14 protein-coding genes and 1 tRNA gene are annotated in these 15,768 nt (G+C 55.7%); 8 read left to right on the top strand and 7 right to left on the bottom strand.

Annotation, left to right across the window (positions count from 1 at the left end):
• Window positions 1–26: 26 nt before the first annotated feature.
• The 4 genes from D1224_RS01255 to D1224_RS01240 all read right to left on the bottom strand — a co-directional run bounded on the left by D1224_RS01255 (window position 27) and on the right by D1224_RS01240 (window position 5,573).
• A protein-coding gene (locus D1224_RS01255; RefSeq protein ID WP_119377970.1) for an IS3 family transposase occupies window positions 27–1,207 on the bottom strand; the annotation gives its coding sequence in 2 pieces (ribosomal slippage) (window positions 27–958 and window positions 958–1,207; 1,182 coding nt in all).
• Window positions 1,208–1,438: 231 nt separating this feature from the next.
• Window positions 1,439–2,644 carry a hypothetical protein gene (locus D1224_RS01250; RefSeq protein ID WP_119378126.1) on the bottom strand — a complete coding sequence of 402 codons (1,206 nt, stop codon included), beginning with the start codon at window positions 2,642–2,644 and terminating at the stop codon, window positions 1,439–1,441.
• A 548-nt stretch (window positions 2,645–3,192) separates the two neighbouring features.
• The gene (locus tag D1224_RS01245; RefSeq protein ID WP_119378125.1) at window positions 3,193–4,161 is read right to left on the bottom strand and encodes a hypothetical protein; all 969 of its coding nucleotides are present in this window, start codon (window positions 4,159–4,161) and stop codon (window positions 3,193–3,195) included.
• Window positions 4,162–4,379: 218 nt separating this feature from the next.
• A complete protein-coding gene (locus tag D1224_RS01240; protein ID WP_119378124.1) occupies window positions 4,380–5,573 on the bottom strand; it encodes a tyrosine-type recombinase/integrase in 1,194 nt (397 codons plus the stop codon).
• A 248-nt stretch (window positions 5,574–5,821) separates the two neighbouring features.
• Between D1224_RS01240 and D1224_RS01235 the strand changes: the two genes are divergently transcribed.
• Together D1224_RS01235 and D1224_RS01230 are read left to right on the top strand one after the other, a co-directional pair.
• Window positions 5,822–7,063: a pyridoxal phosphate-dependent decarboxylase family protein gene (locus tag D1224_RS01235; protein WP_119378123.1), complete on the top strand. Its 1,242-nt coding sequence runs from the start codon at window positions 5,822–5,824 to the stop codon at window positions 7,061–7,063.
• Window positions 7,064–7,151: 88 nt separating this feature from the next.
• A tRNA-Phe gene (locus D1224_RS01230) sits at window positions 7,152–7,226 on the top strand.
• 543 nt (window positions 7,227–7,769) lie between these two features.
• On the opposite strand, the gene D1224_RS01225 is transcribed toward D1224_RS01230, so the two are convergent.
• The 3 genes from D1224_RS01225 to D1224_RS16815 form a co-directional block, all read right to left on the bottom strand.
• Window positions 7,770–8,153 carry a hypothetical protein gene (locus D1224_RS01225; protein WP_182482118.1) on the bottom strand — a complete coding sequence of 128 codons (384 nt, stop codon included), beginning with the start codon at window positions 8,151–8,153 and terminating at the stop codon, window positions 7,770–7,772.
• Between the two features lie 394 nt (window positions 8,154–8,547).
• The gene (locus tag D1224_RS01215; RefSeq protein WP_119378121.1) at window positions 8,548–9,066 is read right to left on the bottom strand and encodes a hypothetical protein; all 519 of its coding nucleotides are present in this window, start codon (window positions 9,064–9,066) and stop codon (window positions 8,548–8,550) included.
• Between the two features lie 498 nt (window positions 9,067–9,564).
• A complete protein-coding gene (locus tag D1224_RS16815; RefSeq protein WP_407647425.1) occupies window positions 9,565–10,386 on the bottom strand; it encodes an RHS repeat-associated core domain-containing protein in 822 nt (273 codons plus the stop codon).
• Window positions 10,387–10,648: 262 nt separating this feature from the next.
• Between D1224_RS16815 and D1224_RS01200 the strand changes: the two genes are divergently transcribed.
• The 6 genes from D1224_RS01200 to nuoF are packed head-to-tail and all read left to right on the top strand — an operon-like array spanning window position 10,649 to window position 15,761.
• Window positions 10,649–11,023, top strand: coding sequence for an NADH-quinone oxidoreductase subunit A (locus D1224_RS01200; RefSeq protein ID WP_119378118.1), 375 nt, complete (start codon window positions 10,649–10,651; stop codon window positions 11,021–11,023).
• Window positions 11,024–11,593, top strand: a complete 570-nt coding sequence (locus D1224_RS01195; RefSeq protein ID WP_119378117.1) for a NuoB/complex I 20 kDa subunit family protein — start codon at window positions 11,024–11,026, stop codon at window positions 11,591–11,593.
• A 20-nt stretch (window positions 11,594–11,613) separates the two neighbouring features.
• Complete coding sequence (locus D1224_RS01190; protein ID WP_119378116.1) at window positions 11,614–12,231, top strand: NADH-quinone oxidoreductase subunit C; 618 nt, start codon at window positions 11,614–11,616, stop codon at window positions 12,229–12,231.
• Window positions 12,224–13,432 (top strand): NADH-quinone oxidoreductase subunit D, encoded by a 1,209-nt coding sequence (locus D1224_RS01185; RefSeq protein WP_119378115.1) that lies wholly within the window; start codon window positions 12,224–12,226, stop codon window positions 13,430–13,432. Before D1224_RS01190 ends, D1224_RS01185 begins: the two co-directional genes overlap by 8 nt.
• Window positions 13,432–14,457, top strand: coding sequence for an NADH-quinone oxidoreductase subunit NuoE (gene nuoE, locus D1224_RS01180; RefSeq protein ID WP_119378114.1), 1,026 nt, complete (start codon window positions 13,432–13,434; stop codon window positions 14,455–14,457). The genes D1224_RS01185 and nuoE overlap by 1 nt, the downstream gene beginning before the upstream one ends.
• Window positions 14,457–15,761 carry an NADH-quinone oxidoreductase subunit NuoF gene (nuoF, locus tag D1224_RS01175; protein WP_119378113.1) on the top strand — a complete coding sequence of 435 codons (1,305 nt, stop codon included), beginning with the start codon at window positions 14,457–14,459 and terminating at the stop codon, window positions 15,759–15,761. Before nuoE ends, nuoF begins: the two co-directional genes overlap by 1 nt.
• Window positions 15,762–15,768 lie beyond the last annotated feature (7 nt).

The following is a 15,768-nucleotide window of genomic DNA, read 5'->3' as shown; positions in this document are numbered from 1 at the left end:
TGACCCAGCCCCGTGATCCGGGCCGTTCATTCGGAGAGTCTGTTCGCCTTTCTTTCTGTTGGTTGGTTTGAGGTCAAGGCCCGGCGAGCGGAGCCACCGCGACGCTCAAGCGAGCCGGGCCGGTGTCTGCGGTGCTGAGCGGCATAGGTCAACGGAGCAAGTCCGCCGAGTGCGGTGTGCGGCCGTGTCGTGTTGTAATCGATCCGCCAGGCTTCGATGATGCGCCGGGCGTCACCGAGACTGTCGAAGAGATGCTCGTTCAGGCACTCGTCGCGCAGCCGGCCGTTGAAGCTTTCGACGAAGGCATTCTGTGTCGGCTTTCCCGGCGCGATGTAATGCCACTCGATGCCGACCTCGCGGACCCATTTCAGGATCGCATGACTGGTGAGCTCAGTGCCATTGTCGGAGACGATCATCTTCGGAGCGCCCCGCTGGGCGATGAGGCGGGACAGCTCCCTCGCGACCCGCACGCCGGACAAGGAGACATCGACGACCACAGCCAGGGCTTCCCGGGAGAAGTCGTCGACAACACAGAGCGTGCGGAACCGGCGGCCATCGCTGAGGGCATCCGACACGAAGTCCAGGCTCCATCGCTCATTCGCCTGTTCCGGCAGGAGCATGGGCGAACGCGTGCCTGTCGCCCGCTTTCGCCCGCGTCGTCGTTTCACGGCCAACCCCTCCTCGGCATAGATGCGGTAGATCTTCTTGTGATTGGCACTGAGGCCCTCGCGGTCCAGCAGGATGCCGAGCCTGCGATAGCCGAACCGGCGGCGTTCACCAGCCAGCTCCCGTAGCCTCTGGCGCAGCTTCTCGTCACCGCCATCGCGTTTCTCATACTGGAAGGTGGACCGATCGAGATCGGCCAGCAGGCAGGCCCGACGCTCCGACAGGCCATGCGTTTCCATCACGTGGTGCACGGCCTTCCGCTTCGCATCGGGCGTCAGAAGTTTTTTGTCGCCAGGTCCTTCAGGGCGGCATTGTCCAGCATGGCATCGGCCAGGAGGCGCTTCAGCTTCGAGTTCTCCTCCTCCAGCGTCTTCAACCGCCGGGCGTCCGACACCGTCATGCCGCCGAACTTCGCCTTGTACTTGTAGAAGGTCGCATCCGAGATGCCGTACTTGCGGCAGATATCGGCCGTCTTCACACCAGCTTCGTGCTCCCGGATCATCCCAATGATCTGTTCTTCGGAAAATCGTGATTTGCGCATCTGTCATCCTCTTCGTGTCGAGGACTCTGCAAATTCATGGCCGGAAATTACGGGGCTGGGTCAATATTGAGTTGCTCGCCGAAGTTGCTTTCAATAGAAAGAGCGTTCAGGATCTGCCCAGCTTGTCTGTTCCTGATGCCAGTGTTCTTCTGAACACGCCCCTATCGGGGGGGCCAAAGGCCCCTTACAAAACGGCTGAACTTAGCGTTGTCTCGAGGCAGCTAGGCAACGCTAACCAATCCTCTTCTTCAGGCTTCTAAAGGCTTGTAGTCGTTGGGGAGTAGAAACACGCCGATTGGTTTCAAGCTGCTCCAAAATACTCGCATACGTATCGCTTCTGGACTGCTCAACAAGGTGCTGTTGGACTGAACTTTCACTACTCTCCTGGGAGACTTGGAGCGAACGTAAGTTTGACATCGACTGATCCAGTTGTTGAGACACGATAATTGGTACATGAAGGTCGCCCAAACGCCTGCTAGCCACGTGCACTGATTTTTCTTTGAAGGGATCAGCGCCGTTTCCTATGCTGCGGTTCCTAAATTTCTCGACTTTGTCGGAGTAAAGCCAATAACGCCCCGGTTCCAGCCAAAGTCCGTGGCGAGAAACAGCTTCGATTTTAAATGACCCCATATCATCGGACGATAATGAAGACAGTTGCTCTAGAACAACATCGGTTTGGTTCTGCGGCAGAGAAAAATGAACGGAGTCAATGTTAGCATAACAAATCTGGATTTCCGGCCCTAACGCTTGAACACGCTCTATAAGTTCCAGCAATTTAATTCTGCCAAGCGCTACAATGCGTTGGTTGAGCATGAAGCATGAATATGGGTCGTTGATGTCAGTTGTGTTGATCATCGACTGTTCGGGCGAAACAGATAGCATTAAGCGCTTTGTCCGTCCCATCCATCGGAAACTTGCAGCCTCAGGTTCATCATTGGCGGATAAAACGCCGAAATGCTCCTGAAGATATGACATTAGCTCCGATCTGTTTGTAAAAATTCGCCGCTGTTTGTTGGGTCTGCTCGAGGTTGAAGCCAACAATGTTGCGAGAAACTTCTCTCGGTCAGCGAGCGGCTTGTTGCCGCTCATCCGATATGACAACCGGCGTGCGAATGCCCGCTGCGCTTCTCTTGCAATTGGGTGTGGTACAACCTCTTTAGAAATGACAGCATCATCAAGATAAACACAATCGAAGTGTCGTGCGTAAAAGCCAACCTCAAACTCGTTGAGGTCGACTTCAGTTGGTTCGTCAAGCGAGGCTCTGAGTCTAGTCCCACTAAAAAATGTTCGGAACGGATTGAACTCACGGATGAAGCTAGATGTCGGTTTGCCTAAGCGACAGCGATACAGGCCTGCAGGTAGGCTCTCTCCGGGCTCATAGCGCCGGTTGAGTGCTATACGCTCAAGCGCAGACGGCTTTGGTATATCCTTCTGCATACAAGACGAATACATCGCATTTATATCTAGAGCGATTACACGTCGATCTGCTCGACGTTCTTCCAGAACGAACACATCTTGAATCGGCACATGCCACGCAAAGTAGAAGCGGGCATCCAGGGCGCTCTTTCTTCGAAGAGCATTGCATATCGTATTCCACTTCTCATCGCAGTACGCGGCTGCCGGAGTAAGTCGTGAGCCGTACCGGCGATACACGTCAATCAGAGCCTTGTACCCGATTGCAGAGTTTGGAACGTATGACCGTGGCGGCAGCCAGGGATACTCATCCTCTAGCGCCGTTGGCGGTTGAATTCCTGAGTTGGAGAGAGCGATGTTATCAGCTTCGCGTCGTGTCAGTGTTACGTACTTCCGACGCGGCATTCTCCGGAAACTCTCAATGGAACGTGTGCCGTCCCCATCAGTAATCGTGGCTTCGTCCGCTGCTATGAGACACGGCAGCGACGAGTTGCGGCGCCTTCGCTTACGAAACAAGATAGGTTGATGATGGTCACTATCCGCTGCAGGCTGATGATATCGAAATACTCGACTCATCGCGCCTTATTCCGCATCCGCTCACCGGCGTACCAATAAACAGTCTTTCGCATAAGCAGGATACCGGCTTGAGCGAGTGCCAACTCGTTCGTAGCGATATCCCGGGTGAGTTTTAGGTCTGCTTCAATGTGTTTGATGCCGCGCTCAATTCCATATCGAATCGAGAACGGCATAAAGGCTGACAGCGGGCGGAGATGGCGCAGGCGCCAATTTCGAATTGGTTTGCCAGTTATTTTTGAATCATCGAATTGCCTAAAACCTTCAGAATGCCTTGCTTTTCGATAAGCAGTGAAGAGTTTCGACAAATGTGCGAATGAATCTACTTTCAGTTCAAGAACAGAGAAGTGTAATCGGGCCAATGAAAGCATGGTACGCGTTGCTTCGCGATCGAGGCATTCTCTTGGCTGGCTGACGCCAGATTTCCCCGCAATTTCGTGAATAAGGTTCTGAACGATACTCGTGCGGTGATAAGCCGTTACGTCCTCCAAGGCCGCTGCCTCAAGCAGAGACTGTCGTATGGATGGGTTGAACTGCTCGGAATTTTTGAAGCCTTGTCCGCTTAGGAACTGATGAAGCAAAGCTACTAATCCCATTGGAAGCGTCGCCGTTTGCGCTGAAGATACCGGAATTTTCTCCCATTTCGCGTACCGTCGAACGGCATATCGGCGTCCTAGCGATATGAGCGCCTGGACCAGTGCTTTTTCCAGCTCTTTATCGGAGCTTGATCGTCCAAGAGTACGTTCTGCCTCATGAAAGGCCCACTTCCATTCGTGGGGCTCTATGCCGCGCTCATCAAGCAGCTCGGATGAAATAGCCTTGCCGTTACACAACGATATCTCGCCGATGTCGCGTAAAGCGGCGTGTCGAGCCTCTACTTCGGCTTCCCGCTCATAGTCAGATGAATCGATATATACGTATCCATCGAGATCATTAACCCAAATTGCGTTGTGGTTCTCGTTGCTCATCGGCCTAGACTAGTCCTTTCAAAAGGTGACTCAATTCGCGACGACCGGACACTTGCAACTCTGCTTCGCCGATAATTCGCGCCTATCGATACCTTCGAAGAATAAAAGTGCTCAATGCTCTTTTCTCTTTCTGTTTGTTTTGCCTTAATTTCTGACCATGAGTCATCCCCGCAGGTTTGCGGGCGCCGGTTGAAATGGGCAAGCCTACGGTAACGAATCTACAAATTCATGCTTAAATGTTCTCCCACCTGAGCCATGATCTTCCGCTTTTGCTCTGTTAAAACAGTGGCATACCGTTGCGTTGTCATCGGACTCCTATGACCCAGCGCTTCGCCGATATCGTAAAGACTAAAACCCTGCTTAAGAGCATGGGTAGCGAAATTGTGCCTCAAGTCGTGCAAGCGTAGCGTCGGCAGATTGGCTCTCTCTCGAATTCTCCGCCATGCTACCCACAAATCGTAACGTGTGCGTTTTGGATCCTTTGGACTCGGAAATACGAGTTCGCCTTTTGGCGCGATGGTCTTCCAGTCTTTAAGCATTTGGCAGACCGGCACACTCAGAAAACGTTCGATTTCGGTGCCATAGCGATTGCCAGCTTTTATGTGCTCGGTGGGCACTCTCCAAACTGGTGCATCAGAGTTCAGATCAAACTCACTCCATCGTGCATTTAGTGCCTCGCCTCTTCGCGCGCCTGTGAGCGCTAGCAATTTGATGATGGTGGCTGTTCCAACGTCGTATTGCTCGGCCTCAAATTCGAGCTCCCGAAATAGTCGCCGGAATTCATCATTAGATAGCAACCGCTGTTTCCGACGCTCGGGGTACTTCTGCACCAATGTGCAAGGATTAGTGGCGCGATAGCCTGCTCGCATTGCTGCGGTCATCATTGTTGAGAGCAGTGACAGTGCGCGGTTTGCAGCTCCCGGAGTGTGTGCCAACTTCGCGTGCCAACTTTGAACGAGCAACGTATCGATCTCGTCCACGAAACAGCGACCGAAGGTTGGCGCTAGGTGCTTTCTCCACATTGCCTTATCAGAGCGCTGTGTCGATTTGGCCTTCTTCGCCGTTATGTGTGTACTCCAAAATATCTCCCACCACTCACTGAGTTTGGGAATTGCGCGAGACACGTCGGCATCTGCAAACGGGTCGGCGCCCATTGATGCTTCATACAGAATAGTGCGCGCCTTTTTACGAGCTGCCTCTACGGTGAGAGACGGGAAAGTTCCAATTGCACGACGACGCGACACCCGACGAGCAGACCGATAAAATACGTTGAACGTCTTTTTCTGGCTCGGGTAGATGCGAACATGAAGGCCGTCGACCGCCTCATCCCAGATCGTAAATTCGTGTTCGGCGCTGCGAACATTCTCAAGATATGACTTGGTCAACCTCACTTTATGTTTGGCGTTCGGCATCTCTAGCTCCTCGGTAGCACAACGGTAGCAATCGACCGTGAATTACGGTGTTGCTGACAGTTCATGCCGCGGCTAAAAACGTCAAACAAATTGTATTAATACAAAGCCGTATGGTCTTTGTGTGATGTGCCGTGAATTGCGCGAAAGTGGTGCTTTGGTCGTCTTCTAATCCGACGGTTACAGGTTCAAGTCCTGTAGGGGTCGCCATTGCTGGCGGAACTATTATGCTGCCCGATAGGGAGGCATCAATGAAATTACCGAACACAGGAACAGGCTCGACCGAGCTCAAGTCTGAAATGACTGCGCGCGGCGCGGATGACGCCAAGTGGCGTGATGGCAAGACAGCTGTCTATGTCTTCAATGCGGGCCCCGAGGTCGAGCAGGTCCAGAAGGAAGCCTATGCTGCTTTCATGTCCGAAAACGGTCTCGGGCCGCTCGCCTTTCCCTCATTGGCGCAGATGGAGAAGGACGTAATCTCCATGGCGCTTGATCTTCTGCATGGGCCGGAAGGTTCGACCGGTGCCATGACGTCTGGCGGCACCGATTCGATTACCATGGCGATGAAGACGGCGCGGGACTTCGCGCGCTCGAAAGGGCAGGCGGGGCCCGCCAATATCGTCCTACCCCAGTCAGCGCATCTGGCCTTCGACAAGGCCGCGCACCTCATGGATTTGGTAGTCCGGCGCGTACCATTGAAGACCGATGGCAGCTTCGAGGCTGATCCAACCGCCATGGCGGCCGCGCTGGATGAGAATACGATCATGATGGTCGGCTCAGCTCCCAATTTTCCACACGGTGTTATAGATCCGATTGAGGCTCTGTCGGATGTAGCGGTTGCCAATGGCGTCTGGCTTCACGTTGATGCTTGCGTGGGCGGTTTTCTGGCGCCCTTTGCGCGAATGAATGGTGTTCCCGTCCCAGCTTTCGATTTTGAACTGGAAGGCGTCCAGTCGATGAGCGCTGACCTTCATAAATACGGATACGCTGCCAAAGGCGCATCGACGGTGCTGTTCCGCTCTGCCGACCTTTACAAGCATATGCCGTTTGATTTTGCTGGCTGGTCCGGCGCGCCGATGACCACGCCAACTCTTGCGGGAACACGGCCGGGCGGCGCGATTTCGGCCGCGTGGGCGGTGATGAACCATCTGGGCGTTGAGGGATATCGCCGCCTTCAGGGCAAAGTCTGCGCGGCGCGGGAACAAGTAGAGCAGGGGCTTCGGGGCCGGGGCTTTGAAATCCTGGGCAACCCGCTGCTGGGCCTCATCGCGTTTCGCCATCCGGACCTTCATTCCTTTGCGCTCTATGGTGAGCTGTACAAGCGTGGTTGGTTCACCTCGGTCACCAAGGAGCCGCGCAGTCTCCATCTGATGCTGTCGCCAAAACATGCCGATATGATCGATGACTATCTGCGCGATCTCGACGCGGCATGTGAGACTGTCCGGGCAGGTGAATCGATGCCCGCGGAGACGGTTCAGCCGCGCTATAATTGAGGTCAGATGCAGCTTGCTGCAAAAAGATCAAACAGGGGATTGGACAATGGCGAGTCCCGGCGTTATGACGCCGTTTCCCCATTGACCCGCCCGGGTAGCTCAGGGGTAGAGCAGCGGATTGAAAATCCGCGTGTCGGTGGTTCAAATCCGCCCCCGGGCACCATTTTTTCCTGGCTTCCGTATTGTCGCTGCGCGCCTCACATGAAGTGTGCTCAGGGCTGCTTTCCGATTTGCGCAGCGGAATTTTCGATCCAGTGGATCGAAAATAGGAAGTGAATGCCCCGGCAGGGGCTTTGTGCCTTTCACTCCGTGTCCTCGCTTCGCTCGTCACATGAGTGGGGCTCAAGGCTGCGCTTCCGTATCGTCGCTTCGCGCCTCACATCAGGCGTGGTTTTCGGTTTTGATCCCCGATTCGCGATGAATCGGGCTCAGGGCTGCGTTTCACTCATTCCGCTCACCCTGGCGCAGGCCGGGGTCTCTGGAGGCTTTGGGTCTTCTTTCAGCGATTTCCTGCTTCATCGTTCGACAGGCTCAGGATGAGGCAGCGCGTGCGGCCACAGTCCCATTGGGGCTTGCGGTACTTGCATCCGCAGACACCTGCGCAGGCAGGTATCTTCGGGAGGTAGGTGGTCGGGTTTAAGGAAGTGGGTGGTGGCCGCGTGGATCGGCTTCGCTCACCATGCGGCGTAGGAGTTGGGTGTTGTGATTAGGGTGGGATGAGGATCAGCTGTGCGGGGGCGGTGACCCTCAACGTTTCGGATATCCGACGCGCTAACTGTTGGCCGGGCGTCTGAGATTCAGCACCATCGAGGCCCGGCCACGGGTCAGAGATATCCAGCGACAGTCGCTTCCACGGTGCGCGCGGCGCGAACTTGGTCCAGTCATTCGGGTCTGGTTTGTCCCCAAAGGCCTGCAGCGTGATATAGATGCGGCCCTTCTTGCAGACCGAGTAGCCAATCAGGCCAGAGCGATGCTCTGCGCGGCGATCCGAGAGATAGCGGTCCAGCCAGTAGAGTTCCCAGAGGAAGACAGGCCAGTACCAGAGCTCCAGCTCTGCCAAAACATCAAGGATCCAGTCTCTCTTGATCATGCCCCAAGACTAGACCGGGTCCGCAGGGGGCGGAAACTATGGTGCAGAAACGGTGCAGAGATGGTGCAAGGAGGGTGCAATCTGGTCGCCTCGGACACGCGCACGTTCAACCATGCAAAGCGTGACATCCTCATCGTCCGACATCTGGGACAGCGCCGGAGGGTCTCGCTGCGCCAGGAGCGCATCGATGAGAAAGCACAAGAGTTCGAGGCAGTCCGAGAGAAGATTGGAGCCGCCGTGGCGAGATGCGCAAACCGGAGCCAAAGCCGGACTTGATGTCTGTAAGACAACTACCGCCAAGTCGTCCAGATGGTGCCAACAAAAATATCGCGTTTACAGGGCGCTAGCTGCGAGTCGCGCGAGGCGCGAAGTGCGAAGTTCGCTCTATCTTGCCTTATTCAAATGAACTCAAGACATCCGAGTTTTCGTGCAGATCACCATGCGTGACGTTGAGTTGTAGCCTAATAGATTCTTCCTGTGGCCCCTGCTCGATAATTGACAGTCCAGGTTCGTTTGACGTCGCATACAAGGCGCACTCAAAGCCTAAAAGCTCAAATCTGTACTCAGGTAGTTCTGCAACGTCATTCACGTCCACATAGTAACGCCCAGCGCCCGATATCACCAAGTAAGATCCCAATATAACCGGCCCGTCTCTCCACTCCGCATCGGTCACGGATGCTGAAAGGAATAATGGATAAGGCCCGCCAAAATTTAATTCAGATATATTGAAACAAACACTCTTCTCTATGTGGGTTGATATTGAAAACCAGATCCCTAGGTCGCCCTCAACACGAAACGCGTTTACATCCTCGGCAAGCAATACTCTAGGCGTACCGCTTTGACTCCCCCCGTCCGACGACAAGCAGCCTGATAAATTCAATAACAACAAAAACTTGAAGAAAAGAACTCTCATTCTGGCAGTCACCTTCACCATTCACCAGGGTAATCTAAGCAAGCGTAGCTGTCGGTGTTGCGGAACGGCTGAGTCGGTCACTTCACCTGATAATACCATCCTCATTGGTCATTAAGCGTCTAGAATATCAGCCTAGGAGCCCCAATTAGTCGGCAGTATGGATATACTCGGACTGAGTTATTCTTCTCAATCTATAGCGGAAAACAGATCCCTCGAATGCTTCTTCAACGAAGTTTTTAGTTTCAATTAAATCGCAACGCTCTGCAAAAAGAAGAATGCCGCTCCGCGCTAACGGCGGCACTGACCGATCGTCGGCGAAATACTGGTCAGTCAAATCACGAGCGACTTCCGCTATTGGACCAAGACCCAACCCAGACTGACGCAACTCATCAACGTCTGAGCTCAGAATAAAATAACACGACTCGTCAATAGCGGTCTCCGCGCTGCAGGACGTACACAATGAAACGAAGAAAATTGGAACTAGAGCGAGCCTCATTCTTACACACCTGGTGCAATTATATTGTGTCCGTATACGTTATAGTAAATCAATCCAAACGCGTTCAACTGCAAAAAAATCAACCCATAATTCCCTCGATTTCCGATTGTAACCGCACGACTTGAAATGCCCCGCACCGATACCGAGGCAGCCCAAATGTCTTGGGAACGGAAGGAGTGGCTGTCGAGCACTTCGCCGCGCATGCTATACAGATGGCGAGAAAGTACCACGGCCCTCAATAGAGAGCCAGAAATTCGCGCGGCTGAACCTTTGGCACGTCTGCCGCGCAGCCAATACAAAATAGCACCCCACTTAGGCTGTATGGCAAGATATGATGATCGCGCCTCGATAGTGATGGATCTAAGTTCCGCGTCCATATCTAGGTTTCGAGTGCTCTTCGTACCCAAGCGACCGTCCGTGATAAACGTTTTGCGCGGTTGTATAGTTCTCAATGGCGGTCGCTGTCTGACGGAGCCTTGTAGTAGTCCGCTGCTTGCAGTGTTCCAGTCGTCGGTACTCGCACAGGTTCGATCGTCGTTTTCCAGCCTGCTACCAGTACACATCATGCCGGTTGGGTCGATATTACTCATGGGGTCGTTCATCACATACGCATAGCGGTTGAAATACCCCGTACCGCCTTCGGCAAACGTCACCGGGTCCATTGACAGAAATCGGCCGATCACCGGATCGTAATGGCGCGCTTGAATGTAGGTAAGACCGGACTTGGTGTCTGTAAGGTGCCCTGTGAAACCGGGCTGGTCGTCGAGCGCCGTGGGCGATTGTCGCTTTTCACCGAAGGGGGTGTAATCCTGGCGCCAGGCAATTGTGCCCCAGAGCGTTATCGTGAAAATAGACTCGAGTAACGTTCGTGTTGCGGACGTTTAAACAACGCCCGTTCGATATCTGCAAATCCCTCGCATTTTCAGGTGGCAATCGAATGCAGCCAGCGCGTCGCCTCGCCGCAGAGGAGGGGGCAGAAATTTCCGCAGACTGCGTTAGTTTCGATGGGGATGGCATGTTGCCATCGCGCTGAAAGCGTCCTAACCCGACGCTTTCGACGCCCGTCCTTCGAGGAGCTCACCTCATATGACCGAGATTGAACGCTTTGCCCTCGACTATCTGCCAGTGATCCTGTTTCTGGGACTTGGTGTGATCCTGTCGCTGCTCTTCATTATTGGTGCTGCCATTCTGGCCCCGTCCAACCCGGATCCTGAAAAGAATTCGGCCTATGAGTGCGGCTTCAACGCCTTCGACGATGCGCGCATGAAATTCGATGTCCGCTTCTATCTGGTGGCCATCCTCTTCATCATCTTCGACCTGGAAGTGGCTTTCCTCTTCCCGTGGGCTGTCAGCCTCGGTACCATCGGTGTGTTCGGCTTCTGGTCGATGGTCGTGTTCCTTGGCGTGCTGACGGTAGGTTTCATATACGAATGGCGCCGCGGTGCGCTGGAGTGGGAATAAATGGCCGACGATTATAAGCCATATGCACTTGGGGCCGGCCGCGCCGGTGTCGAAGGCGGGCATGATGTGCGCGCTGACGACCCGTTCTTCGCCGGTCTGTCCGATCACCTTGCCGACAAGGGCTATTTCACCGCGCGTGCAGACGACCTGATCGCCTGGGCGCGGACCGGTTCGCTCATGTGGATGACGTTCGGTCTGGCATGTTGCGCTGTCGAAATGATGCAGGCAGGCAATCCGCGCTATGACCTTGAGCGCTTCGGCATGGCGCCGCGTGGTTCTCCGCGTCAGTCCGACGTGATGATCGTCGCCGGGACGCTCACCAACAAGATGGCGCCAGCGCTTCGCAAGGTCTACGACCAGATGCCGGAACCGCGTTACGTCGTTTCCATGGGGTCGTGTGCCAATGGCGGCGGCTATTATCACTATTCATATTCAGTCGTTCGCGGCTGTGACCGTATCGTGCCTGTCGACATCTATGTGCCAGGCTGCCCGCCGACCGCAGAGGCGCTCGTCTATGGTATGCTGCAACTTCAGAAGAAGATCCGCCGCGAAGGCTCGATCGAGCGCTAGGCGGAAAGGATTTACTGATCATGAGTGAAGCCCTGAAAGAGCTTGGCGAGCATATCAGCGAGTCATGCGCTGATATGGTGAAGAGTTTCCATGTGCGTCATGGTGAGCTGACCCTGCTAGCCGAACGCGATTCGATTCTGCGCCTGTCGAAATTTCTGAAAGACGACAATCAGTGCGTCTTCGAAACGCTGATCGACATATGCGGTGTCGACTATCCGGAACGCAGCCAGCGCTTCGAGGTCGTTTATCACTTCCTGTCGATGCGTCTGAACCAGCGTATTCGTATCAAGATCTCGACTAATGAAGGCGCGGCTGTGCCGAGCCTTACCGGGCTTCACCCGAGCGCCGACTGGTTCGAGCGCGAAGCGTTCGACATGTATGGCATCCGCTTTGCCGGCCACCCGGACATGCGCCGCCTCCTGACCGACTACGGTTTTGAGGGCTATCCGCTGCGCAAGGACTTCCCGCTGACGGGCTATACCGAGGTGCGCTATGACGACCTTGAAAAGCGCGTCGTCTATGAGCCAGTGAGCCTGGTTCAGGAGTACCGCAATTTTGATTTCCTATCGCCATGGGAAGGCATGACCAAAGAACTCCCGGGCGATGAAAAAGCGGAGAAGGAGGCTGACAATGGCTGATAGCGCTTACATCTCGTCCTCCGACGACGACCGCAAATTTACGCTCAACTTCGGCCCGCAGCACCCGGCTGCGCATGGCGTGCTCCGCATGATCATGGATCTCGACGGCGAAGTCGTCGAACGGATCGACAGCCATGTCGGCCTGCTTCACCGCGGGACTGAAAAGCTGCTCGAATACAAGACCTACCTGCAAGGCCTGCCTTACTTCGACCGTCTCGATTACGTGGCGCCGATGAACCAGGAGCATGCCTGGTGTCTCGCGATCGAGCGTATGCTTGGTCTCGAAGTGCCGCGCCGCGCCAGCTTTATCCGCGTGCTTTATTCCGAAATCGGCCGCATCCTGTCGCACATGCTCAACATCACGACGCAGGCCATGGACTGCGGCGCGCTGGCCCCGATTACGTGGGGCTTCGAAGAGCGCGAAGTGCTGATCGGTTTCTATGAGCGCGCGTCCGGCTCGCGCATGCACTCAGCCTATTTCCGTCCGGGCGGTGTCCATCAGGACCTGCCGCCAGACCTGCTCGACGATATCATGCACTTCTGCAGCCGCTTCCCGGATGCGATTGCGCACATTGAAGGGCTGATCACGGAAAACCGCATCTTCAAACAGCGCAATGTCGATATCGGCGTTGTCGATGAGAAGATGATCATGGAATGGGGCTTTTCGGGCGTCATGGTGCGCGGCTCCGGCCTCGCCTGGGACCTTCGCCGCTCGCAGCCTTACGAGATTTATGACGAGATCCCGGGTGACGTCTTCAAGGTCGTCGTCGGCAACAATGGCGACAATTATGATCGCTATGTCTGCCGCATGGAGGAGATGCTGATCTCCTGCGATATCATGAAGTGGTGCATCGAGAACATGCCGGAAGGCGAAGTCCTGCTGGCTGGTTCGAAGGTGTCCCCACCACGCCGCGGTGACATGAAGCGCTCAATGGAGGCCCTCATTCACCACTTCAAGCTCTACACCGAAGGCTTCCACGTGCCCGAAGGCGAGGTCTATGCCTGCGTCGAGGCACCGAAGGGCGAGTTCGGTGTGTATCTCGTATCTGATGGAACGAACCGTCCTTACAGGGCCAAGATCCGCGCGCCGGGCTATCCGCACCTCGCGGCCATGGATCACCTGTGCAAGGGGCATATGCTGGCAGACGTCTCTGCCATACTGGGTTCGCTTGATATCGTGTTTGGGGAGATCGACCGCTAATGGCACTTCGCCGTTTTGATCTTGAGGCAGGGGGCGAAACCTTCGCTTTCAAAGCCGAAACAGAGCCGACGATTGCGTTCTGGATGGGCAAGTATCCAGAGGACAAGAAGCGGTCCGCTGTGATTCCGCTGCTCTGGCTGGCGCAGAAGGATAATGGCGGCTGGCTGTCTGAGCCGGCCATGCGGACGGTCGCTGACCGGCTCGAGATGCCCTATATCCGCGTCTATGAAGTCGCGACCTTCTACACGATGTTCCGCCTCCAGCCGGTCGGAAAGAATCACGTCCAGCTCTGCGGCACGACGCCTTGCATGCTGCGCGGCGCCAATGACCTGAAGAAGGTTTGCGAGAAGCGTATCGGCAAGAAGATGGGCGTGACCGATGATGGCCGTCTGTCATGGGAAGAAGTCGAGTGTCTTGGCGCCTGCGTGAACGCGCCGATGGTCCAGATCAACGACTATTACTATGAAGACCTGACGCCGGAATCTCTTGACGAGATCCTGTCGCGCCTGGCTGGCGGTGTCGATGTGCCTCCGGGAACTTTCGTTGACCGTCTGAACAGTGCGCCGATTGGCGGCGCGACCACGTTGAAAGAGGCGGGGCTTTTCGATGGCTCGCGCAACGGCGCTGGCGGGCTTCCGAATCTGCCCGAAGCGACCAATGGCGACAAGCCAGAGCCGGAAGCCAAGGGTGAGCCAGCTCGTTCGAAGCCAACCAATACCGATCGCGAAGAATCCTCCAAGGCAGCTGTCGAGGCGGCTGACGAAGAGATGGAGCTCGACGGTGAGCGCCCGGACACGTCGGATGCTGCGACCGAAGGCGGCGACGATCTGAAGAAAATCAAGGGCATAGGGCCAAAGATTGAGAGGCAGCTCAATGAGCTTGGCGTGAACACATTTGCACAGATCGCGGCCTGGAGCGGCGATAATGTGAAGTGGGTCGACGGGTATCTGTCTTTCCGGGGCCGGATCGAGCGGGAATCCTGGATCGAGCAGGCCAAGACATTCGCATCTGAGGACAAAAGCTAATGCTGCAGGACAAGGATCGCATATTCACCAATCTTTACGGCGCGCACTCGCCAGGCCTGGAAGCGGCCAAGAAGCGCGGTGCGTGGCATCTCACGCGTGAGATGCTGCAACAAACGCCGGAATGGATCTGCGACCAGATCAAGGCGTCCGGCCTTCGTGGCCGCGGCGGCGCTGGCTTCCCGACGGGCCTGAAGTGGACCTTCATGCCGAAAGAGGTCCGTGACCGGCCGCACTATCTGGTCGTGAACGCCGACGAGTCCGAGCCGGGTACGTGCAAGGACCGCGAGATCATGCGCCATGATCCGCACCTTCTCATCGAAGGCTGCATGATTGCATCTTACGCAATGCGCGCGCATGCCTGCTACGTCTATCTGCGCGGCGAGTATATCGCTGAGCGTGAGGCGCTCGAGAAAGCGGTGAAGGAAGCCTACGAGGCGGGCCTGATCGGCAAGAACAACAAGAATGGCTGGGATTTCGATCTCTATGTCCATCACGGCGCAGGTGCCTATATCTGCGGCGAGGAAACCGCGCTGCTCGAAAGCCTTGAGGGCAAGAAAGGCCAGCCGCGCCTGAAGCCGCCATTCCCGGCCAATGCCGGTCTTTATGGCTGCCCGACGACGGTGAACAATGTCGAATCGATTGCTGTCGCGCCGACCATTCTGCGCCGCGGCGCAGAATGGTTTGCCGGCTTTGGCCGTCCGAACAATACCGGCACAAAACTGTTCTGCGTCTCCGGGCATGTGAACAAGCCGTGTAATGTCGAAGAAGAGATGTCGATCACCTTCCGTGATCTTATCGAGACCCATTGCGGCGGCATCCGCGGCGGCTGGGACAATCTGAAGGCCGTGATCCCGGGTGGGTCATCGGTGCCGATGGTGCCGGCCGAACAGATCATGGACGCCTATATGGACTTCGATACGCTGCGAGACCTGCGCTCAGGTCTCGGCACGGCGGCCGTCATCGTGATGGACAAGTCCACCGACCTTATCCAGGCGATTGCGCGGATTTCCTACTTCTACAAGCATGAGAGTTGCGGCCAGTGTACGCCGTGCCGTGAAGGTACGGGCTGGATGTGGCGCGTGCTGGAGCGGATGGCGAAGGGTCAGGCAGAGATGTCGGATATCGATATGCTGCTCGACGTCGCAGGTCAGGTCGAAGGCCACACGATCTGCGCGCTGGGCGACGCCGCTGCGTGGCCGGTGCAAGGCCTCATTCGCCACTTCCGCCATGAGATCGAAGACCGCATTTCAGAATACCGGGCGCCGCGCACCATGGTGCAGGGTGCAACCGTGGCAGCGGAGTAGGGCAGAC

The sequence above is a fragment of the Henriciella barbarensis genome, from assembly GCF_003576345.1.
Taxonomy (GTDB): Bacteria; Pseudomonadota; Alphaproteobacteria; order Caulobacterales; family Hyphomonadaceae; genus Henriciella; species Henriciella barbarensis.
Note: the sequence above shows the minus strand (reverse complement) of the source record. Positions and strands in the feature narration are given on the sequence as shown.